This window comes from Bacillus sp. FSL K6-6540 (assembly GCF_038007545.1).
Genome location: NZ_JBBOXH010000002.1, coordinates 1,571,128 through 1,594,911, shown reverse-complemented (window position 1 = coordinate 1,594,911; position 23,784 = coordinate 1,571,128). Strand labels below are relative to the sequence as shown.

The 23,784-nt window shown below is 46.3% G+C and carries 26 protein-coding genes and 1 pseudogene; 1 reads left to right on the top strand and 26 read right to left on the bottom strand.

Annotated elements, in window-relative coordinates; translation table 11 throughout:
- Window positions 1-14: 14 nt before the first annotated feature.
- The 26 genes and pseudogenes from MHH82_RS40540 to MHH82_RS40415 form a co-directional block, all read right to left on the bottom strand.
- Window positions 15-641 carry a YesL family protein gene (locus tag MHH82_RS40540; RefSeq protein WP_032726692.1) on the bottom strand — a complete coding sequence of 209 codons (627 nt, stop codon included), beginning with the start codon at window positions 639-641 and terminating at the stop codon, window positions 15-17.
- Window positions 638-1,300, bottom strand: coding sequence for a YesU family protein (locus MHH82_RS40535; RefSeq protein WP_072175470.1), 663 nt, complete (start codon window positions 1,298-1,300; stop codon window positions 638-640). The genes MHH82_RS40540 and MHH82_RS40535 overlap by 4 nt, the downstream gene beginning before the upstream one ends.
- Window positions 1,293-1,991 (bottom strand): rhamnogalacturonan acetylesterase, encoded by a 699-nt coding sequence (rhgT, locus tag MHH82_RS40530; protein ID WP_072173401.1) that lies wholly within the window; start codon window positions 1,989-1,991, stop codon window positions 1,293-1,295. Before rhgT ends, MHH82_RS40535 begins: the two co-directional genes overlap by 8 nt.
- Before the next feature lie 13 nt (window positions 1,992-2,004).
- The gene (gene yesS, locus MHH82_RS40525; RefSeq protein ID WP_072175469.1) at window positions 2,005-4,290 is read right to left on the bottom strand and encodes a transcriptional regulator YesS; all 2,286 of its coding nucleotides are present in this window, start codon (window positions 4,288-4,290) and stop codon (window positions 2,005-2,007) included.
- A gap of 22 nt (window positions 4,291-4,312) precedes the next feature.
- Complete coding sequence (gene yesR / locus MHH82_RS40520; RefSeq protein WP_014479107.1) at window positions 4,313-5,347, bottom strand: rhamnogalacturonyl hydrolase YesR; 1,035 nt, start codon at window positions 5,345-5,347, stop codon at window positions 4,313-4,315.
- A gap of 15 nt (window positions 5,348-5,362) precedes the next feature.
- Window positions 5,363-6,253: a carbohydrate ABC transporter permease gene (locus MHH82_RS40515; RefSeq protein ID WP_072175468.1), complete on the bottom strand. Its 891-nt coding sequence runs from the start codon at window positions 6,251-6,253 to the stop codon at window positions 5,363-5,365.
- Between the two features lie 3 nt (window positions 6,254-6,256).
- Window positions 6,257-7,186: a carbohydrate ABC transporter permease gene (locus tag MHH82_RS40510; protein ID WP_003233835.1), complete on the bottom strand. Its 930-nt coding sequence runs from the start codon at window positions 7,184-7,186 to the stop codon at window positions 6,257-6,259.
- Entirely contained in the window at window positions 7,183-8,466 is a 1,284-nt protein-coding gene (locus tag MHH82_RS40505) for an ABC transporter substrate-binding protein (protein WP_072175467.1), read from the bottom strand. The genes MHH82_RS40510 and MHH82_RS40505 overlap by 4 nt, the downstream gene beginning before the upstream one ends.
- Before the next feature lie 103 nt (window positions 8,467-8,569).
- Window positions 8,570-9,676: a two-component system response regulator YesN gene (gene yesN, locus MHH82_RS40500; RefSeq protein ID WP_072175466.1), complete on the bottom strand. Its 1,107-nt coding sequence runs from the start codon at window positions 9,674-9,676 to the stop codon at window positions 8,570-8,572.
- On the bottom strand, window positions 9,676-11,409 hold the full coding sequence (gene yesM, locus MHH82_RS40495) for a two-component system sensor histidine kinase YesM (protein ID WP_019712808.1): 1,734 nt from the start codon (window positions 11,407-11,409) through the stop codon (window positions 9,676-9,678). Before yesM ends, yesN begins: the two co-directional genes overlap by 1 nt.
- Window positions 11,406-12,035, bottom strand: coding sequence for a YesL family protein (locus MHH82_RS40490; RefSeq protein ID WP_072173406.1), 630 nt, complete (start codon window positions 12,033-12,035; stop codon window positions 11,406-11,408). The genes yesM and MHH82_RS40490 overlap by 4 nt, the downstream gene beginning before the upstream one ends.
- 114 nt (window positions 12,036-12,149) lie before the next feature.
- Window positions 12,150-12,452: a YesK-like family protein gene (locus tag MHH82_RS40485; RefSeq protein WP_049140816.1), complete on the bottom strand. Its 303-nt coding sequence runs from the start codon at window positions 12,450-12,452 to the stop codon at window positions 12,150-12,152.
- Between the two features lie 22 nt (window positions 12,453-12,474).
- Window positions 12,475-13,017, bottom strand: a complete 543-nt coding sequence (locus MHH82_RS40480) for a GNAT family N-acetyltransferase (RefSeq protein ID WP_072175465.1) — start codon at window positions 13,015-13,017, stop codon at window positions 12,475-12,477.
- A gap of 124 nt (window positions 13,018-13,141) precedes the next feature.
- Complete coding sequence (gene cotJC, locus MHH82_RS40475; protein ID WP_003233850.1) at window positions 13,142-13,711, bottom strand: spore coat protein CotJC; 570 nt, start codon at window positions 13,709-13,711, stop codon at window positions 13,142-13,144.
- Between the two features lie 14 nt (window positions 13,712-13,725).
- Entirely contained in the window at window positions 13,726-13,989 is a 264-nt protein-coding gene (gene cotJB / locus MHH82_RS40470; RefSeq protein WP_003219491.1) for a spore coat protein CotJB, read from the bottom strand.
- A complete protein-coding gene (gene cotJA, locus MHH82_RS40465) occupies window positions 13,973-14,221 on the bottom strand; it encodes a spore coat-associated protein CotJA (RefSeq protein ID WP_003219489.1) in 249 nt (82 codons plus the stop codon). The genes cotJB and cotJA overlap by 17 nt, the downstream gene beginning before the upstream one ends.
- 126 nt (window positions 14,222-14,347) lie before the next feature.
- Window positions 14,348-15,216: pseudogene (locus tag MHH82_RS40460) on the bottom strand (NmrA family NAD(P)-binding protein).
- Complete coding sequence (locus tag MHH82_RS40455) at window positions 15,213-15,656, bottom strand: nuclear transport factor 2 family protein (RefSeq protein WP_038828344.1); 444 nt, start codon at window positions 15,654-15,656, stop codon at window positions 15,213-15,215. Before MHH82_RS40455 ends, MHH82_RS40460 begins: the two are co-directional and overlap by 4 nt.
- Before the next feature lie 79 nt (window positions 15,657-15,735).
- A complete protein-coding gene (locus MHH82_RS40450) occupies window positions 15,736-16,320 on the bottom strand; it encodes a TetR/AcrR family transcriptional regulator (RefSeq protein ID WP_021481272.1) in 585 nt (194 codons plus the stop codon).
- A gap of 113 nt (window positions 16,321-16,433) precedes the next feature.
- Entirely contained in the window at window positions 16,434-16,862 is a 429-nt protein-coding gene (locus tag MHH82_RS40445) for a spore coat protein (protein WP_072175464.1), read from the bottom strand.
- 132 nt (window positions 16,863-16,994) lie between these two features.
- Entirely contained in the window at window positions 16,995-17,714 is a 720-nt protein-coding gene (locus MHH82_RS40440) for a YebC/PmpR family DNA-binding transcriptional regulator (RefSeq protein WP_003233863.1), read from the bottom strand.
- Window positions 17,715-17,873: 159 nt separating this feature from the next.
- Window positions 17,874-18,047, bottom strand: coding sequence for a phosphatase RapH inhibitor PhrH (gene phrH, locus MHH82_RS40435; RefSeq protein WP_041851215.1), 174 nt, complete (start codon window positions 18,045-18,047; stop codon window positions 17,874-17,876).
- A complete protein-coding gene (gene rapH, locus MHH82_RS40430; RefSeq protein ID WP_041851216.1) occupies window positions 18,037-19,167 on the bottom strand; it encodes a response regulator aspartate phosphatase RapH in 1,131 nt (376 codons plus the stop codon). Before rapH ends, phrH begins: the two co-directional genes overlap by 11 nt.
- Window positions 19,168-19,330: 163 nt before the next feature.
- Window positions 19,331-20,344: a hypothetical protein gene (locus MHH82_RS40425; protein WP_072175463.1), complete on the bottom strand. Its 1,014-nt coding sequence runs from the start codon at window positions 20,342-20,344 to the stop codon at window positions 19,331-19,333.
- 105 nt (window positions 20,345-20,449) lie between these two features.
- Entirely contained in the window at window positions 20,450-21,370 is a 921-nt protein-coding gene (locus MHH82_RS40420) for a DUF5655 domain-containing protein (protein ID WP_064671871.1), read from the bottom strand.
- Between the two features lie 12 nt (window positions 21,371-21,382).
- The gene (locus MHH82_RS40415) at window positions 21,383-21,721 is read right to left on the bottom strand and encodes a hypothetical protein (RefSeq protein ID WP_029726615.1); all 339 of its coding nucleotides are present in this window, start codon (window positions 21,719-21,721) and stop codon (window positions 21,383-21,385) included.
- A 166-nt stretch (window positions 21,722-21,887) separates the two neighbouring features.
- Between MHH82_RS40415 and MHH82_RS40410 the strand changes: the two genes are divergently transcribed.
- Window positions 21,888-23,774, top strand: a complete 1,887-nt coding sequence (locus MHH82_RS40410; RefSeq protein ID WP_072175462.1) for a ribonuclease YeeF family protein — start codon at window positions 21,888-21,890, stop codon at window positions 23,772-23,774.
- Window positions 23,775-23,784: the final 10 nt, after the last annotated feature.

Below are 23,784 nucleotides of genomic sequence, written 5' to 3'. Positions count from 1 at the left end.
TTGTCACTTTTTTGTTACCCGGCTTGATGGTGCTGGGCCTCCGTCTTTTGAAATCCCCTAAGAGCAAAAAACATCAACACAAGCCCAAATAAACACGGGCCGTAAAATGGGATCAGGCCAGGAAGCGTATAAAGCAAATAAAGGACAAATCCGCACCCGATCAGCATACAGCCGGTTGTCAGCGGTCTCATGGCGCCAAACAGCAGTGCCTGCGGAATATATTTGCGAAGCGGGAGCTGGTAATGCACATAAAGGGGAAACACATACATCAGCGCGATGATATACAAAAGCCCTGCAAGCAGCGTGCAGCTTGTTACTGCAAAGGACAGCCAATTCGTACTGGCAGAAAAATAATGATAGTTGGCAGACAATATGAGCAAAAGAGCCGAAAACGCCAATCCGATCGCATTAACCTTGAGAAACTCTTTTTTATAGGTATCGAGAAATAACGAAAATATCGGGACATCCTTTTGCCCCATCAGCCATTTCCTTATAATGGCACACATCGCAGCTGTGCTCGGCGCCCATCCGAAAAGAACGCCGCCCAAAAGTGTAAACAACAGCCACAGCCCGTTGAGCCATGCTATTTTCACCACCGCTTCGCAGCCTGCATAAAGCGTGTCCGTTACAGTCGTCTTCATCTTCTCACCGCTTGATGTACGGCAAAATCCCTATAAGCTGCTTTCATGGGGGCCATCTGCCGGAACCCGATTTTTCCTTTTGTTAACACAGGCCCATATGTGCTGCCGTCGTCCATCCACTCAAGAATGGGCAGACCATTGATTGAAAAGTGCACATAGCCTTTGTCTTTGATCAGCTTCATACGATACGGAGAATCAGCGTCGTCTGGAGAAGGCAGCGGATCGGCCCCCATTGCGGCGAGGTGGAAACCGCGGCTTTTTCTTAAATTGCAGGTGCGGAACGCTCTTTCCTCCGCGTATTTTCTGCGGAAATACGACAGGTGGAGCGCATTGATGTCCCCCGAATGATACTCGGGGTATTTTCCCGTTCTTTTCTGGAGACTTGGATCAAACAAATCCTCGCCTCCCATTCCCGCAGCAGAAAAAAACAGCATACACAATCCCGGCTGCTCGATCGGAGAGAAGTCCCATGTCACAATGATGCCGTCTGGAAAGGTTTCCGGACACCAAAAGACAAAGTGCACATCGTCCTGGACATGTGACAGGTGCAAGCTGTGATCGTCAAATGAGATCTGTCCGCCTCCCTCCATCCGCCAGTCCTTCACATCGCTTTTAGACCGGAGCGGATTGCGGTACAGACACGCGCCTTCCTTATACATGTTCTTTCCCCTCCCGGCTCACAAGGTGGTTCTTAAGCGGAAGTCCGAGCTCTTCAATGCCTTCTGCCACAAGCTTCGCAACCTCCACTGCACCTTCTTCCGAAAAATGCGTATTGTCCTCAATGCCGTCCGGGTAATTCGGATGTTCATTCGGCTGAAACCAAACGAACAATCGCTTCGACTCCTCCGGCCCGTATGCTTCATACAGCACCTTTGTTTTCGCAAGCAGATCAATCACAGGTACATCGAGCTCCTTCGCCAGTGCTTTCATCGCATCGGGATACTCACCGAGGGAATGCTCTATTCGTCCGTTTTCATCAAAGCGGCGGCGCTGCACCGATGTGACGAACACAGGATGCGCGCCCTTTTCGCGTGCCGTATCTGCAAACAAGGTAAGAAACTGCTGAAATGTGGAGTACGGCTTCGTCCCCCGCGGTTTTTGGTCATTGTGGCCGAATTGAATCAACAAATAATCGCCTTGTGTGATGCGTTCAGCAATTGCTTGAAGCCTTCCTTCCTCCACAAAAGAATTGGTGCTCGCTCCTCCTTTGGCATGATTGTGTACCACTACCTCTTCAGAAAACAATTGCCCGAATACCTGCCCCCACCCCGCCATCGGCGCTTCATGAGGCGGGCAGTCACTCACAGTGGAATCTCCCGCTAAAAATACTTGAATTGGTTTCTTCATCACATGTTCTCTCCTTTCACGGCGTTTCCTGATACATTTGCCTGAAGACACCCGGCGGCATGCCGACCTGTTTTTTAAAAATCCGGTTAAAGTAATTGTGGCGGTAGCCGACTTCTTCTGATACGTCATGAATTTTTTTATTCGTATTGACCAGCAGTTCTTTCGCCTTTTCGATTCTGATCTGGGTCACATAATCGATAAAATTAATGCCGGTCACTTGCTTAAATGCCTTGCTTAACGTATATGAATTCATGCCAAGCGCATCGGCACAGCTTTCCAATGAAATATCCGCCATATACTGTTCGTGAATCATCGCAATCACACGTTCTGCCAGCTGCTTTTGCTGTCTGTTTTTTCTGCCCTCAAGCTTGGAAAGGTAAGGCGTCACCACTGCATCCATCAGCCAGGCCGCCGCTACATTAGGTTCGCGCAATTCTGAAATATCAAGAAACGGATTCCGATGCTGAAACAGTTCGCTGGGATTGAGCCCGGAATGCAAAATATCCTCCTGAATGCGGGAAAACAGCTGAATCAGGGCGGAGTGCACATGCCTGTCTATAGCTGCCTTTTCCGCCAGTTCCTCCATGCATACACGAATCAGTTCCTCGGCCTCCTGTTTTCTTTCCAGCCGGATAGCCTGAACAATTTGTTTTTCCAGTTCAAAAGGGTAATAAGGAGCGAACTGCTCATCCTGAGGGAAGTCGGCCTGCAAATCAATGACCTGATTCCGGTTGGCAAACTGCCTGCAGGATTTGCCGCTTTTCACATTCTGAAATAAAGAAGGAATTTCCGTGACACGCTCCGTCTCGCTGCTCAATGTCGAGGTCAGGCATAGTCCGGTTACATTCCCAAATTGGCGTGCCAGCTCCGTTATATACGCCTTCAGATCAGAGCTGTTTGTTTTCATCACAAGAACGGTGATAGAAAGCCGGCCGATATCAAGTATGGAGAGCTGAAAAACGCGTTTATCCGCCAATTCCTCAGCGATATTAGTCAGTGTAAACACAGCGAGCTGTTCATCATCGCAACAGAAGATGCTTTTTTCACAGCGGAGTCCTGTCAATTGAAGATCCAGCACATGAAACACGTTTTCGCCGATGTTCCAGCCGGCCTCCTCCATCCGAGATCTGAGACTGTCCTCGTTGTCATAGTAAAAATCCCCCTGCAAGAGGTGCTGCAAAAAACTCTTTTTCATATGGGGCGTCTGCCGCAGGAGCTGCTCTTGGAGCTTCCGGCTTTCAAGGGATAGATCCTGCCATCTCTTTTCAATCCACTTGAATTCATCCTGCCCGGACGCCTGCCATACTTTCTTCTCTCCTCCGGTAAACAAGCCAAGCAAATGCTGAATGGGACGATAGATTTTTTTTGATGCATACCATGTCATGCATACCGCCAAACCGATGCAAATGACCAGCATCACGATGATCACTTTTGATAAAAACACCATCGGCGCTGTAATAGCTGAAAGAGGCGCCGCTGACACAAAGGTCCATTGCTGATGCATCCGGTTCATTTCTCCAAAGGAGACAGAATACACCTTGCCTTCCCATTCCATCTGAAAATGACCTTTCTCAGCAGGCTGTTTTTTTATCTCTTGAAGTAAAGCCTTTTCAAAATCTATTTCCCCTTCATGAAACAGCACCTCTTGATTTTGATCTAAAAGCAGCGCACTGCCATCAGGATAGGGGGACAAGCTTTGCAGGATTGATTCCATTTCTTTCGGATCAACCGCCAGCATGATCGCGCCGAACGGTTTCTCCGCCGCGCCCGGAATGAGCTGGATCAGCATCGCTTGGTTTCCCGACCGTTTCCAATAAATGCTGCGGTCTGAGGCAAGCAGCGAGCGATACTTGCGAAGCGCCTCCTGTTCTGTCAAAGCGCTGTATTCAGGGCTCAGCACAAGTGGCCGGGGGCTGTTCAGAAAGATGGAAGCCTGCTCGATCAGCGGCTGCTGGTCCCGCAAAAGAAACAGCTTTTTCGTTAATTGATAGGAGAACGTAAAGTCTTTCTCCAAATCCCTCTCGGCCAATCCATTCATCAGTGAAGAATCGTAGGCCATCTGGGTGAGTGCCAGTTCAAGCACTCCCAGCTTCTCATCCATTCGGCTGACCTCACGCGCCACCTGTGTTTCATGCGATCTCTGCAGCTCTTTCTCCACCTTGTCGATCGAAAGAAAGTAGATTGCGCCGCCAGTCAGCAATCCGGGAATACAGGCAATCAGCAAAATGAAGACAAAGTTTCTTTTGAAATACGTTCCCTTCCAGCGAGAAACCCGTTCCTTCTGTTGAGGCTGTTTTTTCATCCCTTTCCCCCCGCCGCTGTCTTTACTGATACACGCGTTTTTTCGTTTTCAAAACATCAGCAAGAAACGTCAGCGCAAGTCCCTGCCCCCATCCTTGTATTCGTTTGTAAGGCACCTGTTTGTATCCTTCGGCATTTTTCATGACGGCTGTCCCTGCCGATACCTTGCTGACCCGTCCGTCCTCTTCCACCGCATCCAAAATGGCGGCAAGCGATTTCTGCACATATTTTGTATACAGCTTTCCGCTCGACATCAGAGCAGAAGCAATACCCGCTGATGCCGAAACCTCCAGATAAGAATCGGGATCATCCAAAATCGTATGCCACAGCCCTGATTCATCCTGAAGCCGGACAAGCGCGCTCAGCTGGTCTCTGAGCGATCCGTCGATGATCATAAAGGAAGGATGTGTCACCTCAATGAGCGGGAGCGCCTTTGCCATCGTGAGTGCCGCCCAGCCGTTCGCCCTGCCCCAATAAATCCCCGACAGATGATTTTGCGCTTTGTTGTCCCAGGCGTGGTAGTACAAATTCGTGACAGGGTCCTGAAGCACATCCTCATGTCCGTGAAACTGGCGCAGGCCGTCTTCAAAATAATCCTCACGCTCCATGATCCGCCCAATTCTCAGCATAAACAGCCCAGCCATCATCAGCGTATCCGCCCATGCCTGCTCAGGAAACACATATTCTGCCGCATTCACCGTATGCTGAAGGATACCTTCGCCAAAGCGCGGCGCCTTATGCAGCACATATTCCGCCATCTCGGCCGCTGTTTCCAAATACACGTCATCACCCGTCACCTTGTGGAGGAACAAAAGCGTATGCCCGATGGAAACTCCGTTGATTGAAAGCGGCGGCAGCCCATCCTCCAGCTGTTCATCCACCCACGTTTTTAACAGATTGATATATTCCTCGTTTTCTGTCGCTTCATAGGCCTCCGCCACGCCGTAAAACGCGACGCCGCCCGGCCAATCCCACGCAAAATCCATCTGAAATGTCCGTTTCACGATCCGGTCAATAACCGACGTCACCTTTTCTTCATCAAAGATAAGCTGTGCCATCTGCAACACTCCTTTTTATTTTAATCCGGTCGTACTGATGCCCTGAACGATATATTTCTGAAACAAAAAGAAAACAAGAATCACAGGCAATAACGAGACGGCTGACATGGCAAACATCGCGCCCCAGTTCGAAGCCGACTCTGTATCGAGAAAAAGCTTCAGCGCAAGTGAAACAGGGTAAAGCTCCGGCTTATTCAAATACAAGAGCGGCTGAATCAGCTCCTCCCACTTCCAATAGAAGGAGAAAATCGCAGACGTCGCAAGCGCGGGGGCAATCAGCGGGAGAATGATCCGCCAAAAGCAGGCAAAGCGTCCGCATCCGTCGATTCGCGCGGCTTCATCCAGCTCCTCGGGAATCGTCCGGATAAACTGGATCATCAGAAAGATAAAAAACGCATGCCCGAAAAATTGCGGAACGACAATTGGTTTAAAGGAATTCAGCCAGTCTAATTTCGCAAACATAATATACTGCGGAATCATCAACACTTCATGAGGCAGCATTAACGTCCCCATCATGCACGCAAACCAAAATTTTTTTCCCTTAAACGGTATACGCGCAAATCCGTACGCAATGACAGCCGATGACATGACGGCACCGATTGTTGACAGCCCGACAATAATCGCCGAGTTTTTAATAAACGTCAGAAACGGCTGTCCCGCAATGCCCTTCCACCCTTCAGCATAGTTACTGAGAATAAAAGGGTCGGGAATGAGAGAATGTGAGGTTGTAAAAATACTGGCGCTTTCTTTAAACGAGCTGACAAACAGCCAAATGACCGGGTACAGCAGTAACACCGCCAGCGTTGCCGTACAAACATGGAACAGTATGCGTTTGGGACTGACGCGACCGGCTTTTTTTCTTTCTAAAACCGGGGCTTTTCTGACAGGCTCGTTGACCGGCTCCATCCGTCATTCCTCCTTTGACTCGTAATGAACCCAATATGACGATGTTTTAAACAATATGAGCGTAATCAGCCCGACAATGACAAGCATGACCCACGCCATCGCCGATGCGTAGCCCATTTGAAAATAGTTAAACGCACGCTGGAACAAATAGAGCGAATAGAGAAGTGTCCCGTCAAGCGGCCCGCCCTCGCCCTTCGAAATGATATAGGCAGGTGTAAATGTCATAAAAGCAGAAATCGTCTGCATCACTAGGTTAAAGAAAATAATCGGTGTAAGGATCGGAAGCGTGATCTTGAAGAAACGCTGCACCCGATTTGCCCCATCCACACTTGCCGCTTCCAAATACGAAGACGGAATGTTTTTCAGCCCGGCCAGAAAAATCAGCATTGACGACCCGAACTGCCAGACGGACAGCAGAATCAATGTCCACAGCGCACTTGTCGGATTCTGGTACCAAAGAATTTTTTGATCAATCCCGACAAAAAACAGCAGCGCATTGATGACCCCGTCATTGCCAAAAATATTGCGCCACATAATTGCCACGGCGACGCTCCCGCCGATGATCGAAGGCAGATAAAAGAGCGTTCTGTAAATGGCCGTTCCTTTTGCTGCATTGTTTAAAATGACAGCGATAAAAAGCGCGAAGCCGAGGCGGAGCGGAACCCCGGCAAGCACATACGTAAATGTCACCTTCAGAGACTGCCAATACTTTTCGTCACCCGTAAACATTTCCTTAAAGTTGTCGAGCCCGATCCATTTCGGCGCCGTAAACAAGTCATAGCTCGTGAAGGACAGAAACAGGGACGCCCCCATCGGGATCACCGTAAAGCATAGGAACCCGATGATAAACGGAGAAATAAAAGCATATCCCGCCAGATTGTCTTTTCTTATACTCCGGCTTTTTTTCATTGCGTCGGCCCCATTTCCCGTCAATTATTCCTCTCTAATATCTCATTGGCCTTTTTTCGGAACGTTTTGGCGGCTTTTTCCGGCGATACCTTCTGATACAGAATCTGATCTGACGTATCCTTCAGCAGCTTGATGACCTCCGCGCTTCCCACAGGCTCTGGCGGATCGGCTTTGCTGATGTTTTTTGACGCGGTTTCTACATACTCCACGATGTTGGCTTCTTCCTCATTCAGCTTCGGTTTAATCGCATCCGCCACCTTGTCGGAGACTGGAACGCCTCGCTCGCCTTTAATCAGCTGGTTCGCTTCCTCATTATTCACGAAGAAATTAATAAATTTCGCTGCCTCTTTTTTATGCTCAGAGCTTTTCGGAATGGAAAACAGCATACTCGGCTTCAATGTCAGCGCCTTTTCCTTCATTTGCTCCGGCGGCAGATAGAGAGACAGCGGCGAGTCTGTCAGCCGGGCAAAGCCCAAATATTGATTGGAGTAGTTCCATGTAATCGCTGATTTGCCTTTAACGATAAAATCGTCTTCCATCCCTTTAATCTGTGCGCTTTCATCAGGTGTTGGGGACGTTTTCGCTTTCACCAGCCTCAGCTGCCGTTCAAAGTAATCGACAAACAGCTGATCATCTTGATACGCGAGGCCAGTGCCGTCTTCTTTATAAAAGCGCTCACCCTTTGTGCGCAAATAATACGGGAAGAAAATATCAGGCGGATGCATTCCGTTGGAACCGTAGACACCAGCTTTTTCCTGAAGATCATACGCCAGCTTCTCGTAATCCTCCCACGTCCAGTTTTCCTGATTGATAGACACACCGGCTTTTTTCAGCAAATCATCATTCGCAATCACAGACAGCACGTTGACACCTAGCGTAAATCCATAAAGCTTATTGTCGATTTTTCCGCCCGACAGCATATTCTCGTCGATTGTACTGACGTCAATCGTTCCATCCTTTGTATACGGCGTTAAATCTTCCAGCTGGTTCTTCTTTCCGTATTGGGCTAAGTAAGCGGTATCCATTTGAATGACATCAGGAAGCTGGCCGGCGGCAGACATGGGCGCAAGCTTTTTCCAGTAGTCATCCCAGTTCGCAAATTCCGCTTCAATATGGACGTGAGGATTCTTTTTCTCGTAAAGTTCAATTACCTTTGTTGTATAATCATGCCTTGGCTGCCCGCCCCACCACGCGATTCTGAGCGTAATGTCTTCTTTTTTCCCCGATGCCTCTTCGCCCACAGAACATCCGCTGAAAATAAAGACACAGACAAGAGATAACAGAACGTAACAAATCTTCTTCAAACCAATCCCCCCTTTAATGTAAGTGCTTACATTTTATTTTAAAGCGTTCGGATAGGGCGAAACACTCAAAAAACAGTGGCGAAAGTCAAAAAAACAGAGATGGCTATCCTGCGGAAGCGCCTCCCTGTTTTCTTCTGAATTCTGACGGTGTCAGACCGGTATATTTTTTAAAAACAAGACTGAAATACTTCGGATTATCGCCAAACCCGATTTCTTCAGCAATTTCTGATACACTCGCATCCCGCCTCATTTTCATCTGTTTCATCGCATGTTCAAGACGCACTCGTGTAACATATTGGGAAAATTTCTCGCCTGTTTCCTGCTTAAATAATTTCCCGAGATAATCAGGATTCATAAACAGCATATCCTTCGCTGCCCACTTCAAGGATAGATTCGGGTTTCCGAGTTCGTCGGCAATGAGCCTGATCATTTTTGAAATCACTGCGCTCCCATGCAGGTCACCAGACGCTTCAGCTGTGTCACGAAACAGCTGCCCCGCGTGCCGGAGTTCTCCCGCCTGACTGATGGCCATCTTGCGGTCCGCAAAAACCTCCGCCGCCTTTTCAGCGGCGTTCTCCTCTACGGCGAGCACAGTCCATTCTCCGCTGCTGCAAACCGCTGTCAGTACCGACCCGAGTGCCTCTCTGGCTGTGGCATCAATAGATTGTTCCCCTTTTAAGATCAAGAGGCGGATCTTTTTTCCGGCAAGTGAAGGCGGCGGAGACAACTGGGCTACACCTGCGATCAAGCCTTCCAAGTATTGATCGGCTGCAAAGGAACGGATATGGTCCAGCTCGTGTTTCAGATGGGCTGTTTTCTTTTTGTGCACATCTTGCCGCTTCAGCTCAGCAATGATTTCCTCCAGCGAGCTGATAATCTGCTGTTCATTGCAGGGTTTCAGCAAATAATGCTTCACCCCATATTTCATGGCTTCCTTTGCGTACTCAAACTCTCCAAACCCGGACAGGACGATAAATTGCACCGACGGACTGATGGCTGACACCTTTTTGATCAGCTCAAGCCCGTCCATACCGGGCATTTTGACGTCTGTGATGACGATATGCGGCTGCTTATGTACAATCTTTTCATATGCTTCATGTCCGTTCTGCGCTTTACCGATCAATGAGGCGCCAAGCGACTCCCACTCAATGATTCCTGCCATTCCATCAAGGATAATCCTCTCATCATCAGCCAGCAGTATTTTATACATCACACCACCTCATTTCGGCACGGTATTGTGATCACAATCCTCGTCCCCTTTTCATGCTCACTATGAATCCGCAAGCCGTATGGCTCTCCGAATGTCAGGCTGATACGCTCGCGAATATTCCAAAGTCCGATTCCTCTTCCGCCCGTTGATTCAAGAATCCGTCCATCCATGCCAGGACCGTTATCTTCGACCGTAATACAGACACATTCCTTTGCCTTTTTGGCCTGAATCCGGATGGCGCATGGCCTTGTAAAGGGTTCAAGCGCGTATTGAATCGCATTTTCCGCAAGCGGCTGGAGCGTCAGTTTCGGAATGAGGCAATGCTTCACCTCATCGTCAATATCCAACGTGAAATTCAGGCGCTCTTCAAATCGAAATCGCTGAATGGTCATATAGTGACGTAAAATGTCCGCCTCCTCCTGAATGGTCACGATATCCTTTTTCATATGTATGCTGTTTCTCAGAAGAAAACCGAGCGATTCCACCATTTTTGAGATTTGCTTTTGCTGATTCGCCTTGGCCAGCCAATTGATGGACTCGAGCGTGTTATATAAAAAATGCGGATTGATCTGGGCTTGCAGTGCTTTCAATTCGGTTTCTTTAATAATGAGCTGTTTTTCCACATTTTCTTCCATCAGCTCATTAATCCGTTTCATCATGACAGTAAAATGGCGGTTCAGCATGCCGGCCTCATCCTGTGTATGTTCCGGCAGAGAAAGCGACACACCTGCTTCAATACCGCCGTGCTGTACCGATTTCATCGCGGTCACAAGCTGTTCAATCGGCTCCGTGATGCTGTTGGCGATTTTCCTTCCGAAAAGCAAAACCACACAGAAAAAGAGGAGAAAGCATGTGCCGATCACTGTTTTCATAAAGGAAATTTTCGCGAACATCTGATCAAAGGGGATAACGTTATAGTAGCTCCAATTTTGGTAGGATGATTGAAGATAAGAAATAAAGTAACGTTTGCCATTCTTTTTTATCAAGTCATAACCGGGGTGCTTCAGCGTCTCTTTTGCTGCCTCAGGAACATGCGCTGATGCATGTGCCGTATACACCAAATTCCCGCCTTGGTCAGCAATCATAATGTCTCCGACTGAATCGCCCCAATCCTTCGGCACATCACGAATCATCTGTTTTACATTGACTTGGATCAGCACCATGCCCAAGCCGTTCAGACTCAGCTGGTGATAGGACCTGATCTGCCGTGCTGAAATCAGGACAGGATCTGACCCGCCGAGCGTCATCCAAAGATTTCTTCCATTTTTCGCTTTCGCTCGCTTAAATACCTCTTCCTGCTCCTGCTGCAAAAGATCTGAAGAACTGCTTCCGGCTGAATACTCTGAGCCGCGGGCATCAATCAAATGAATGGAATCGATGTACTTTTCATCGCTGGCATATCCCGCAAGCTGATCCCAAAGCTCCTGCTTCATTTGATATTGATCATACGTATCATCCCGATTTTGCATGCTCAGGATGCGCTGAATCTGTTCGTCTGTAATGATTTCATATGACACATCCTCTATCTTCTTCAGCTCGTCTTCGATCCTTTCAGAAGACATCCGAAGCACCTCCGAGGACTTGCGGTAAATCTGCTCATCATACACATGAAAGGCATACTGGACCCCGCTGTATACAAACAGAAAGGATACGGCCATAATCAACGATAGAAACACAAACAGCTTATCCTTAATCTTCATCCGCCTGTACCAGCCAGCAACTCTTTTCTTCATGCCGCCTTTTCTTTCTCCTGCCGCTGATCCATTGACCGAAACGCTTTAAAGGACAGCTTCGTTAAGATCAGGCTGAGTAAACTCCCGCTGAAAAACAATAGAAACGTGACATGAAACAGAACGAGACAAAGCACACCGACAGCGCCCGCCGCCATCAAAAGCGTCACCGCCGGACGGCTGAAGGCAATGAAAAAGCTGATGCTCAGCACCTCTCTGATTTTTACGTCAAAATGAGAAAATACCGGGAACACATACAGCACAACAAACGCGAAAATCAAACTAATGCTCAGGAATACATTGACGAGCACAGGCTGGTCCATCTGAGCCGCTATCCGCATATCCGCAAACAGAAACAGGGCAGCCGTCACAACGATAAGCCCGAGGATCTGTGATGCCCGCCATTCCTTTTTAAACGTCCGAAAAAAGACAGAAAACACCGGGGCATCTGTATTCCCCTTCGCCCATTCTCTCGCCACTGTAAACATCGCGGCAGTAGCGGGCATCAGCCCAAATACAACCAGGCCTGCAAGAGAAAACAAAATCCAAAGCACATTCAAATAGGCCAGTCTCATCACCCACGTACAAAAACGATTCAGCCCATTTGTCACACTGTGTATCATCAACATCACCTTCCTGCTTCGGAAAACGCTTTCATTTTAAAGTAATATGTATTTCTCCTTTCGAAAGAAAATTCCTGCCGTTCTGTGAAAATTTCGACATGATGAGAGACGGCAGCAGCCTTATCTTTTCCTGTAACGCCGGATGGCCTTATCGATCAAATATCCGGCAATGGCTCCGAAAATGACATTGAATCCAAGCATTCCGAGCGCAGCCCCTTCCCAGCCGCGTACATACACGAGGCTGTACCAGATCGCAAACACACCAAGGACGATCAGCCCGGCCAACATCCATTCCGGCCGACTTTTGTCAGGAAATCTCATCCGCATCAAAACGGATACGCCAGCAAACAGACAAGCCGTCACAATCCCTGTCACAAATAAAATTGACCACACATCGCCTGCCCTCCCTTTTAGAAAAGACAAAAAAGCCCCCTGCAAAGGACGCTTATTCTGCCGTAATCTCTTTCTCAAACAAATGATATCCGGACGCATCAGCACCCATGAATTCATATCCCATACGCCGATAAAAGGAATGCAGGGCATCGCTATCAGCGACACAGTCAAGCCGGATCCGTGTTTTTCCCGGAAAGTGTATGCCCGTCTCCGCCCACTGAAGGACGCGGGCTCCAAGCCCCTGTCCCGCAAACCGACGGCTTACTGCGAGGCGATGCAAATAAATGGACTCCTCATGCCCATCGTCTCCCCAAAGCGTCCGGTCCCACTCGCTCGGTGCAGGCAGCAGCATCACGACAGCCGCAAGCTCTTCATCTTTTTTAAACACAAACACATGTCCCTTTTCAATTGACCCCGTGATATCATGTATATCTTGCCCTTTGAGAAGTCCGCTCCATTGGTTAGAACCCCGATCCCGGAGCCATTCAGCTGTTCGGACGAGCAACCCGGTAATCGATTCTGCATCCTCATAGACGGCCGGACACGCGTAAAATCCATCTGCAATCGTTTCGTTCTCAATCTTAAAAGCTGACATAAAGGCCTCCCAATCAAAAAGTAAGCTTGCACACACACCTTGATTATAATGCAGACCAAACTGCAAAAACAGACCATTTTCTCTGTATGTAAAAGGGTGTATGAAAGAGAGGCCAATCTGCCTATTAGAAAATCTTCTTTTTATCCCGTTCTTCTTTTAAAATTTCAACCGCTTCTCTGAAGCGCATAGAGTGTACGATTTCACGCTCACGCAAAAAACGCAGGGAATCGTTTAAATCAGGATCATCCGAAATATCAATCAGCCATTGATACGTCGCCCGCGCCTTTTCTTCTGCGGCAATATCTTCGTATAAATCGGCAATTGGATCGCCCTTCGCTTGGATATAGCTCGCGGTAAACGGCACGCCCGCCGCATTATGATAAAAAAGCGCGCTGTCGTGATTGACGTAATGATCGCCAAGCCCAGCTTCACGCAGCTGCTCCGGTGTGGCGTCTTTTGTTAACTTATAGACCATGGTCGCAATCATTTCCAAATGGGCAAACTCCTCCGTGCCGATATCTGTTAAAAGGCCGATGACCTTATCAGGAATCGTATAACGCTGGTTCAAATACCGGAGAGCCGCGGCCAGCTCGCCGTCCGCTCCGCCATACTGCTCAATCAAATACTTCGCCAGCGTCGGGTTGCACGTACTGACCTTGACAGGGTATTGCAGCTTCTTTTCATACACCCACATTCAGGCATTCCTCCTTATACTTGCCACGGCCATGGCCCTTTTCCCCAATCCCAATCCTTGCCCGCGGGGCTGTTGCCGAACTGCAGAAGCGGTCCGTAAGAGGATTCGAACTGTCTTTTTAAGTGCCTTGAATAGCCGGAATATTGATTGAATTGCTTCAGCGCATCTTCATCATGAGGATGTGTATTTAAATAAAGACTCAGCTCAACAAGCACAAAATCAGCAGCCTGTATTTGCTCAAGCTGACGATAATATTCGGCGTCAACCTTTTTTGCCATGTGCGTCTCCCCCTCGATAAGGGTTTTCATAAAAATCATAGAGATCCTTCCAAAGGGTGCCTTTCCTCAAAGCCTCCATCGGCGAAAACTGCTCCATATGCTCAGGCTGAAAGGTCATATAAAGGTTAGGGGGCGTTCTGTAATATTTCTTCCCTATGGGCGGACAGGGATCAAAACGGCTGTGAAAGGGCGTATATGATTTGACAGGCGTAAACGGCTGCATATCCTTCATTCCGACTCCTCCTTTCTCAAAAACAATGACCTTAATAGGTATGAGGCAGGAGGCATGATTATGACTGAAACACGACTTAGCTTTTTCAATAAGAAGACCTTCGGAAGCGCCGAAGGTCTTTCTAGACTATTCAGTCCAAAATGAGGTCAGTGTTTCCAATATGCAGCATGAGCAGCCGCAAACTCTGACAGCGAACGAGGTTCTTTTCCCGTCACACGCTTCACTGTATCCGTTACCCGATGTTCCGCACCATGGCTGATTGCCTCATCAAGCTTCGCCATAAAATGGGCATAATCCGCGGGCAAACCTCCTGCCTCCATTTTATGCTGCAGCTCGGAACGAGAAATGCTGACATGCTCCACCCGGCGTCCCGCCGCAGCTCCAATGATCTCCGCCGCTTCGGCATAGCTCAGCGCCTCGGGACCTGTCAGAATATGATGTGTTTGATGAGGAACATCATCAATCAAAGCCCTGACGGCTGTTTCTGCGATGTCATCAGCGTCAATAAACCCAAGTTTTCCTTCACCCGAAGCCGTTGTGATGCGCCCCTCCGTTTGAATAGACATGCGATGCTGGACATTGATGAAATTTTGCATAAAGTATGAGGGCCGCAGCACCGTCCATTCTGGAAACTCGCGCACTGCCTGGTGAAGCGCGCCAAACACGGGACCGTTCTCGGAGACAACAGACGCACTTTGCATCACTACCCGCTTTGCGCCGAGACGCTTTGCTTCCTTTAAAAAGGGAAGCACATAGGGAGCCGGATCAAGTACACCAACCGGAGCAACAAGATAGATGTCTTTTACCTGTTCTAGAGCAGGCGTAAAACTGGAGGCATCCTTCCAATCAAAATACACATGCTCCGCACTTGCAAGCGCGCCCTTTTTTCGGCTTGCAATACGCACTCTGTATCCCAGCTTTATTAAACGGCTGGCGATTCGGCTGCCGACTGTGCCAGTCCCGCCCGTGATTAAAATCGGATTCTGTTTCATCATTTCCCACTCTCCTCTGTTTGCAAAAATGATCCTCCAAAGGCCTCTTTTACAACAAGCGGATTCCAATAATCCCTATAACGCACAATGCGGCCGTCTCTCATTTCGATGACACTGATATAGCTTTGGCGATAAGGCAGTCCAGTCTCAATCACATGGCCGTCACATTGAAACTCCGCAATCACCGTATTCGAGTCTGCTGAACGGTACACTGTCGGAGTGGTAAATGAAGAAAGATGGATCTGCTTAGGATAATCCTTAATATAGTTGTAAATGGCCGCTTTTCCTTCTATTCTTTTTGGTGATCCCTCCGGCGCATAAGGAAACTCAAATACAGCATTCTCATCCCAAAGCTCCATCCAGCTCTTCATGTCCTTCTCAAGCATATAAGCCATAAACTTTCTCAATGTTTCACATGCTTTTTCAAATTCATTCATCAACATTCATCGTCACCTCTTTTTTTATTTTCAGACCATTCAGTCCAAAAAATACACACATGGGCAAAGAATTCTTTACCACATGTTAATCAAGCACTGATAAACTCACGTCAACATGGTCCTGAAGACGATCCATATCTGCCGTCACTTTTGCAATAAATGTCAGTGACAGCCTGCTCTGATTCAGGTACCGGGCGAGCGCAGATATATCATGATCTTCGCCATTCAATTCTCCTTGATCCTTCGCCCTTAAAAGCGCCTGATAAAAAGCGTCCTCAAGCTGCTTGGATTGTCTGTCAAAATACCGGGCAAGCTCAGGGTCATGCGGGATCTGTTCAATCGCACTGTTCATAATGTAGCACGCCTTCGCCCGCTCCGGATCCCTCAGGGCATTGACACCCTCCTGAAAAATATCACGAATGGCTTCCTTTACAGATCCTGGCGCTTCAAGCCTTTCCATAACTGCAGCGTTTTTCCCTTCAAGATACGATTTCACCGCGGACAAAAACAAATCGCGCTTCGTGCCATACGTATCATACAAGCTCTGGCGCGCAATGCCTAAATGAGAGAGCAGATCCTGAAGAGACGTTCCTTCGTAGCCATACTCTCCAAAAACCTCTATCGCCCTGTGAAGAACAAGTGCCGTATCAAATTCTTTATTCCTCCCCAAAAGACGATCACCTCCTGAAACAAATGTTACCAGTTTCCAGACTGAACAGTCAAGAAAAAAGATAAAAAACACTCTTGATCTGCAAGAGTGTCCTCTTTATACCATCATCTTCTTTATTTATAACCGTCTTTTCCCCAGTGGCCCATATGGTGGTGATGGTGGCCATAATGACCATCATGATGGTGGTGATAATTATCCTTTCCAACATGGTGATGATGGTGATGAAGATTATCTTTTCCATCATGATGATGGTGATAATAGTGGTGATGGCCATCATTTTCATGGTGCATGTTCGGATAACTTACAGTTCCCGGAGAGCCTCCATAGCCGCCGCTTGGGTAACCGCCGGATCCTCCGTATCCTCCGTACGTTCCATATCCCGGATAGCCGCCGACACCTCCATGTATGCCGTGATCTGGGTAGCCTTCATACATGCTAAAGCCCGGGTGGCCTCCATACATGCCATAACCCGGGTGGCCAATACCAAAGCCCTGATAATGACCAAAACCAGGTCCGCCATACATATGTCTTGTATCAGTCATATTCACTCTCTCCTTCACATAGGTTACAGTCCAGAGTATGAGAATATCTTATAGATCGTATAGGCGGCCGCCTACAGACAGCTAAAACAATTTTAGGACAAAAAAAGCAGGCCATAACAGCCTGCTCACTCCTTACTCACCTAAATCAACGTTATGATATACCTGTTGAACATCTTCCAAATCTTCTAATGCATCAATCAATTTTTCAAACTGTTCCTTTGCATCATCCGGAAGCGTTACTTCACTTTGCGCAAGCATTGTCAGCTCCGCTACTGTAAATTCCTCGACACCCGCGTTTTTAAACGCCTCTTGCACCGCATGGAATTGATCAGGCTCAGCATATACGATCACGCTGTCATCCTCTTCTAAAATGTCACGTACATCAACATCCGCTTCCATCAGGATTTCAAGCGCTTCGTCAGCAGTTTTGCCTTCCACACCGATTACAGCCGTCGCATCAAACATGTAAGCAACAGATCCGCTCACACCCATGTTTCCGCCGTTTTTCCCGAACGCCGCACGCACTTCCGGCGCCGTACGGTTTACATTATTCGTCAGCGCATCAACGATAATCATTGATCCGTTCGGCCCGAAGCCCTCATAACGAAGCTCATCGTAATTCTCTTCCGCTCCGCCCTTCGCCTTCTCGATCGCACGTTCAATGATGTTTTTCGGCACGCTGTAAGTCTTCGCACGCTCAAGCACAACCTTCAGCGCCTGGTTGGATTCCGGATCAGGCTCGCCCTGTTTCGCCGCCACATAAATCTCACGGCCAAACTTCGCATAAATCCGACTCGTATTTGCGTCCTTAGACGCCTTCTTCTCTTTAATATTGTTCCACTTACGGCCCATGATGTTCCACTCTCTTTCATATATATCAATCTAAATACTGTTATTCACTTTATCCATTATACCTCAAATGGTTTGGTTGTTTCGAGTGTCTTGCGTTAGAAATAGAAGGAATGCCGCGATGTGGAAAATGGAACGTCTTCCGTAAAGCAAGAAAAAGCCCTAGCTAAGGGCTTTCTTCTGATCACTAAGTTTGTAAGGGGAATGATCGATAAACGTCGTATTTCGATCTGTTGATTCCTTAAATCCGCCGGAGTTTGTCAGGGTTGGAAACGACAGGCTTCCCAAAACTAGAGTAACAGCCAGACACATCATCACTTTTTTCTTAATAGGCATATAAACACTCTCCTTTTAGAATATCTTCTTGGGCTTTCAGCACTTTCCGGTAAAACTTAGCAGCTTGTTCAAAGTGACAGCTGCTTTCAAAAACAGTGGCAGCACTCCGGGCACATGCTTCAATGTAAGCGTGCAGGTTCTTTTTTTCGAAATAGCTTAAAAGATCATGAATTTTGCGTTCATCAACAGTCTCCTTGTACACGGCCTGCAAGAACAGAAACAATTCTTTATAAAATTTGTGAGAACGTGCTGTGATATGGTCTAATCCTTCCTCTATGAACTGAAACGCCTTCTGTGTTTGGCCCGCTTTACATAATGTCCAGCTTAATCCAAACAAGACTTTCGGAAGCAGATCAGGCACTTTCTCTCTGCTTACTTTCGCCGCTTTTTGGAAATGTTCTACAGCCATTTGATCGTCTCCTGATCTGTCATAGCTGTTCGCGATGTTCAATAGAGAAATGGCGATAAACCGATCGTTTTGAATGTCCGTTGCCAATTTGAGCGCCGCCCCTAAATGCGGGAGCGCTTTATCATAATGTTTGAAATCATCATAGTTGCCGGCGATCACAAACAAGCTTTGTATCGTTCTAATGCTGTATAGGGGATTTTTTTGATAAATGTCTAAGGCTTGAAGAATATGATGCATCGACACATGGGTTTGCTTCATGTGATAATACGCTTCGGCCACTTTAAAATGGAATTCCGCTTTCTCAATTTCATCTGACACAAACGGCAGTTCTTTCTCCGCCTCGCGATAATACCCGATCGCTTCCACATATTCTTTTTGATCAAATTCATACATGCCGCGGAAAAACAAAGAGTAGTATTTCAAAAGGCCTGTGAGTTTTTTCTGAGGGGTCTCAATCGATTCAAGAAGCTCTGTCACTGTAGGGCGATTCCCGTAAGGTTGTCCCGGCTCCAAATAATCCAGCATCAGCTGGTGCCGGAAACACATCAGAGAATAATAGATCAGCAAATCCTGATCCTCTTCCATCCTCTGAATGTCCTGCTCCACCTCCGCTTTCAGAACCTCAGCATCCGGAACACTGAACTGGCGAATCATCTTGTACCATTCATTAATCTTAACACCGACACGCGAAGACGGTATGGCTTGACTCAACGGCTTCCCTCCTTCTCTATGAGATATGTCATATTCTATCAATCCCAAATTTTGAAAACAATACAGAAGGAAGAAATTGCTTTTTCATCCTGTCAATTTGTTTTTCTTCGTAAAAAAGAACCCTTTATGCAAGGGTCTTTGTCATTCTATTTCATATACGTATTCACTTATTGTCAACCACAACAAAATCCTGCACCTTCACCTGTTCCTCAGGCAAATCAAACTGATAAAGCATCTTCTTAGAATGGATATCAAACACACCCACATACCCGCCGATGCCCTTTTTATGCTCTTCCTGGGCAACTATATACAATAGATTCCCCTTAAACTTTGCTTCCATATAAGGGAAATTCAAACTATATGTATGAAAAGAAAATTCCTTCCCATACTCCAGCAAGTTCGCCTCACCCTTTTTGTCCTCGTACGTAACGTAAAAACTGCCGCTTTCTTTGTCATAATACACAGTATCTGCATATTCAAGATCTTCAGGATACGCAATATATGTCGCCTTCCATGTCCCTTTTTCAATCACAGTCAATTCATGCTCCGAGCTCGCAACAATAAATTCCTTCGAGTCTGCGAATTGATCAGCGTATGAGGCTAAGCTCAGGGTCTCAATCATTTCCTCTGTTTTTCTGTCAATCACGTAAATAGCCATGCTTTGAATGATATAAATATAGTTCTCATCACTGGCCCCCATCGTGACAAGCGAAGGCAAGGTAAGGGTATATTCCTTCTTCATTTTTTTATCATTTATGCGGATCTCATTCCCCGTCGTATCAACATTATAGGCCTTAACAGACACATCCTTCCCCTCATGCCAAAACGCAAATGGATCTGAAAGCGGATGCTCTTTGATCGCATCCTTCTCCAGCGTGTAGTAAAAAGGCTCGTGTTCCGCCAATAATACAAGGTCTGTGGATTTGTATGACTTCATTTGAATATAAGGAACATCCGCCACCTTAAACGTACGCCTGTTAAACCGTTCGCCTGTTGAGGTTGAAAGCAGCACGCTTTCTTTTATGAAAAGATTGGAGTAGATAAAAAAGATCCGGTCTTCTTCGGGGTGGATGACGGGAGATTGGACAGGATGCGTATTCTTATTTTGAAAGGAAATATAGACAGCCAACATAAAAACACTTGCGAACAAACCCAATAATATAAAACGCTTCTTCATATAAACAACTCCCAATATATGGTCCGAAACTCTATATCGTTTTCAACATGCCCTGTACATATCCCTTGTAACCCAATAAAAAAAAGAACTTCTCAATGGAAGTTCTCACTTATTTTTCTCATAGGATTGTTTGATCAATCCCATGATATATTCAATGTGTTCATCATCTTTTATGAAAATCTCATAGTCGCCATTTCCCCAGTGGCCGGTCTCAGAGACATCGCGCATTCTGTCCTCGGGATCATGCAATTCTCCCTTTTTCATATTCACCCACAGCTTAAGTCCGCTTTTTAAAAGAAGAATGTCAGTGAAATTTCGCTTATTTGATGTAAACGCAATATAAAGCTTTGTCGGTTTGATTGAAATATGATCGTCCAAATTAAAAATGAATTCCTTTAGCTGCTGATAAAGCTCTATGATGTCAAACGGTTTATCTGCAAGATGATCCTCTTCAGAAAACACTTTAATTTCTTTGCTGACCTCTTGAATGGTCTCACTTTGCTGCGAAATGGTCTTAATCGACTCGGAGACGCCATCAGCCTTCATTTGATTCAACTGGATCAGATCATTTTCGTACCTTTTAATCTCCCACAATTCAATTGGCAGATCTTTAAAATGGATCGATTGCTTTTGATACACTGTAAATACAGGTGAGATAAAAATGACCTTCGACTGCGACCAGTCTACATCATCCCGCTTTAACGGAAGATCATGATTTTCATTGTACTCAAGAATGAAATCTGCTTTATGATTGAGCATTGCCGCTAAGTAGGCGTAGCCCTGATCAACAACACTGAAGTTTTTCGTATTTTTATACTCGATAATCACAAAAGATTTCGTCTCAGCATCAAACGCTAACGTATCAATGCGGAAATTACTGATTCTGAATTCAGATTTCACAAACCCTAGCCCCAACATTTGCTGAAGATTGGCTTCACATAAATCCTGAATCTCTTTTTCTTTTTTAAACGGTTTCTCGCGAATATCTTCGATTTGATTTTGATTGTTTACTTTATAGAGATACATGCTGGACTCCTTTTATTTTACTAGTTCCATTAAGGTTTCTAAGGATAGACTCGAAACCGGATTTTGCGTTTTTGTTTTCAGTGTACTGCCAATTAAATAAGAATAGTCACGGCACTCTGCCAATTGAAACCGGACTCTATTATTCGTTTTAGTGATCTTGGCGGGTTCTTCAGATTCCCAAGCGTCAACGATCTTGTAAACATTTAAAATCACACCGCTCCGAACAACAATTGCCCGTTTACATTCCTTTGCTCTGGACAATTTCATATCCCAGTTCCCGCAAGCGCGGTTCGTTAGCGTGTCGCCTTTTTGAATATCCTTGATCTTTATGATTAAGAAATCTTTATCCAAATGAGCTCTTCCCCTTTTTATTGATCTATCATTATCTTATCAAAACCGTGCACTTAGACACATGCCAAATGACTCATTTTTCCACCAAAACACGTTCTCACCCCCACCCTTATCCCGCCCCGTGGTAAAATTTTGATATTGAGTGAACAAAAGAAGGGAAATGGTCATGAAAGTATTTGAAGCGAAAACACTGCTTTCGGAAGCGACAGACCGTGCAAAAGAGTACAAAGAACTAAGAACGCAAATGGTCAACTTGAGAAAAGCGTTAAAAGGAGTCGCTGATCTCAGTGACAGTGAATTCTCAGGAAAAGGCGCCAGCAACATCAAGGCATTCTATCACGACCACGTCGGCGTCACCGACCAATGGATCGACTACATCGATATGAAAATCGCATTTTTCAACAGCATCGCCGGAGCCGCTGAGGACAAAGGCCTCTCAGACGCATACATCGAAGAATCCTACCTGGAGCACGAACTGGCAAATGCCCACAAAAAATCGAAATCCATCATGTCTGAACAGAAAAAAGCGATGAAAGATATCTTAAACGATATCGACGACATCCTCCCGCTCGACCTGTTTTCAACAGAAACCTTCAAAGACGAGCTGGCAGATGCCAACGACAAACGCAAAAAAACACTGGAAAAATTGGACGCCTTGGACGAAGACCTGGAGACAGAATACGCCCTGTCAGAGCCAAATGAACAATTCATCAAGTCCGATTTCCAAAAGCTCCAAGAAGCAACGGGCAAAGGCAAAAACGCCACACCCATCCACTACAACGCCAAGGCTTACCGTGAGAGCGACATACATAAGAAAAAAGGCGACATTGAAACGCGGACTGAGGCTTACTTGAAGATTAAGAAAGAGGAAGCGAAGGAACGCGAGATTGAAAAATTGAAGAAAAAGCTTGCGGATGGGGTATCTGACCCTGATGAATATTTAGAAATTGCGAAGAAGATTGGGTATGAGAACCTTGAGCCTGCACAGTTACAGTATGTGGTGCAGCTTGAGCAAGCAAAACAGCTCGAAGAAGTTGGTGAAACCACATGGGAAGTTCTGAAAGGAGTTGGAGTCGGTCTCTACGATGTCGCTAAGGATACTGTGACTGGTGTTAAAGATTTAGCTGTCGGAGCGTGGGAGTTTTCCCAGCTCTCCGAAGAACAAAAATTAGCCAAAACAATTTCAACTGTATTGAAGACACCTTCCTATGCAAAAATCATATGGACAAACATAGCAGATTCATGGAATGATAAAATGGTTAACGGTGATGCATACTCACGATCTCATTATATTACCTATGTGGTCGGGAGCCTCGTCGGACTAAAAGGTGCTGGCTCTGTTGTGAAAGTAACAAGTAAACTTGGTAAAGCAGGTGCTGCCAAAGTCGATAAAGTGCTTGAAGCTGGAGAAAAAGCTACTACTAAACATGTAAAGACAGGAATCCAGAAAACAAAAGATTTCAGCAGTGCTTTAAAAGGTAAAAATCAAGTCGCTTTTGCAGGGATTGCTCAGGATATTGAGAATACGCATAATGTAAAGAATACATCGCTTCTGAAAAAAGAAATTGAAGAACAGAAATCAAATGCATTGCAAAAAACTGAAAGAAAAACACAGAACATAAAGAAACCTAGAAAAACAATAATTCCTACAGTAAAAAGTGGTGAATTTAATAATTGGTTCAACTCATTAACAACGAAGCAACTTGATGAGCTTTGGACAGATAAGAAAGTTAGAAGAGCAATTGAAAGACAATTGAGAGCACCCGGCGGCATGCACGAATGGCATTTAGTTTCTAGGGCCCCTACTTTCAAACATTGGGGAGTTACAGCTGAACAAATTAGAGATTTAAGAACTGCCATAAACAAAGTCGAGTTTGTGAATCCAGTTGGTAAACACGGAGGATTGGGTTCAACCGCTGCTCATAATGAATTGCTAGGAATTATTGATTCATCCTTAAACTATAATATGTTTGTCCGAAGATTAAATAATTGGGCGAACTATAGGCTAAAAGGTGGAGCGGCAGCACTGCCAGAAGGATTAAGGACTAAATAATAGGAGGTTA

Bases quoted from the DNA above. Each gene is read 5' to 3' on its own strand.
- MHH82_RS40440 (WP_003233863.1), bottom strand. From the start codon at position 17,714: ATGGGCCGTAAGTGGAACAATATTAAAGAGAAGAAGGCGTCTAAGGAC.
- MHH82_RS40445 (WP_072175464.1), bottom strand. From the start codon at position 16,862: ATGACTGATACAAGACATATGTATGGCGGACCTGGTTTTGGTCATTAT.
- MHH82_RS40515 (WP_072175468.1), bottom strand. From the start codon at position 6,253: ATGGAGCCGGTCAACGAGCCTGTCAGAAAAGCCCCGGTTTTAGAAAGA.
- yesR (WP_014479107.1), bottom strand. From the start codon at position 5,347: ATGGCACAGCTTATCTTTGATGAAGAAAAGGTGACGTCGGTTATTGAC.
- MHH82_RS40425 (WP_072175463.1), bottom strand. From the start codon at position 20,344: ATGAAGAAGCGTTTTATATTATTGGGTTTGTTCGCAAGTGTTTTTATG.
- MHH82_RS40410 (WP_072175462.1), top strand. From the start codon at position 21,888: ATGAAAGTATTTGAAGCGAAAACACTGCTTTCGGAAGCGACAGACCGT.
- yesS (WP_072175469.1), bottom strand. From the start codon at position 4,290: ATGAAAAAACAGCCTCAACAGAAGGAACGGGTTTCTCGCTGGAAGGGA.
- cotJC (WP_003233850.1), bottom strand. From the start codon at position 13,711: ATGTGGGTGTATGAAAAGAAGCTGCAATACCCTGTCAAGGTCAGTACG.
- MHH82_RS40490 (WP_072173406.1), bottom strand. From the start codon at position 12,035: ATGTTGATGATACACAGTGTGACAAATGGGCTGAATCGTTTTTGTACG.
- phrH (WP_041851215.1), bottom strand. From the start codon at position 18,047: ATGCCTATTAAGAAAAAAGTGATGATGTGTCTGGCTGTTACTCTAGTT.
- MHH82_RS40540 (WP_032726692.1), bottom strand. From the start codon at position 641: ATGAAGACGACTGTAACGGACACGCTTTATGCAGGCTGCGAAGCGGTG.
- cotJA (WP_003219489.1), bottom strand. From the start codon at position 14,221: ATGAAGGATATGCAGCCGTTTACGCCTGTCAAATCATATACGCCCTTT.
- yesN (WP_072175466.1), bottom strand. From the start codon at position 9,676: ATGTATAAAATACTGCTGGCTGATGATGAGAGGATTATCCTTGATGGA.
- yesM (WP_019712808.1), bottom strand. From the start codon at position 11,409: ATGAAGAAAAGAGTTGCTGGCTGGTACAGGCGGATGAAGATTAAGGAT.
- MHH82_RS40535 (WP_072175470.1), bottom strand. From the start codon at position 1,300: ATGTATAAGGAAGGCGCGTGTCTGTACCGCAATCCGCTCCGGTCTAAA.
- MHH82_RS40455 (WP_038828344.1), bottom strand. From the start codon at position 15,656: ATGTTGATGAATGAATTTGAAAAAGCATGTGAAACATTGAGAAAGTTT.
- MHH82_RS40480 (WP_072175465.1), bottom strand. From the start codon at position 13,017: ATGTCAGCTTTTAAGATTGAGAACGAAACGATTGCAGATGGATTTTAC.
- MHH82_RS40420 (WP_064671871.1), bottom strand. From the start codon at position 21,370: ATGTATCTCTATAAAGTAAACAATCAAAATCAAATCGAAGATATTCGC.
- cotJB (WP_003219491.1), bottom strand. From the start codon at position 13,989: ATGGCAAAAAAGGTTGACGCCGAATATTATCGTCAGCTTGAGCAAATA.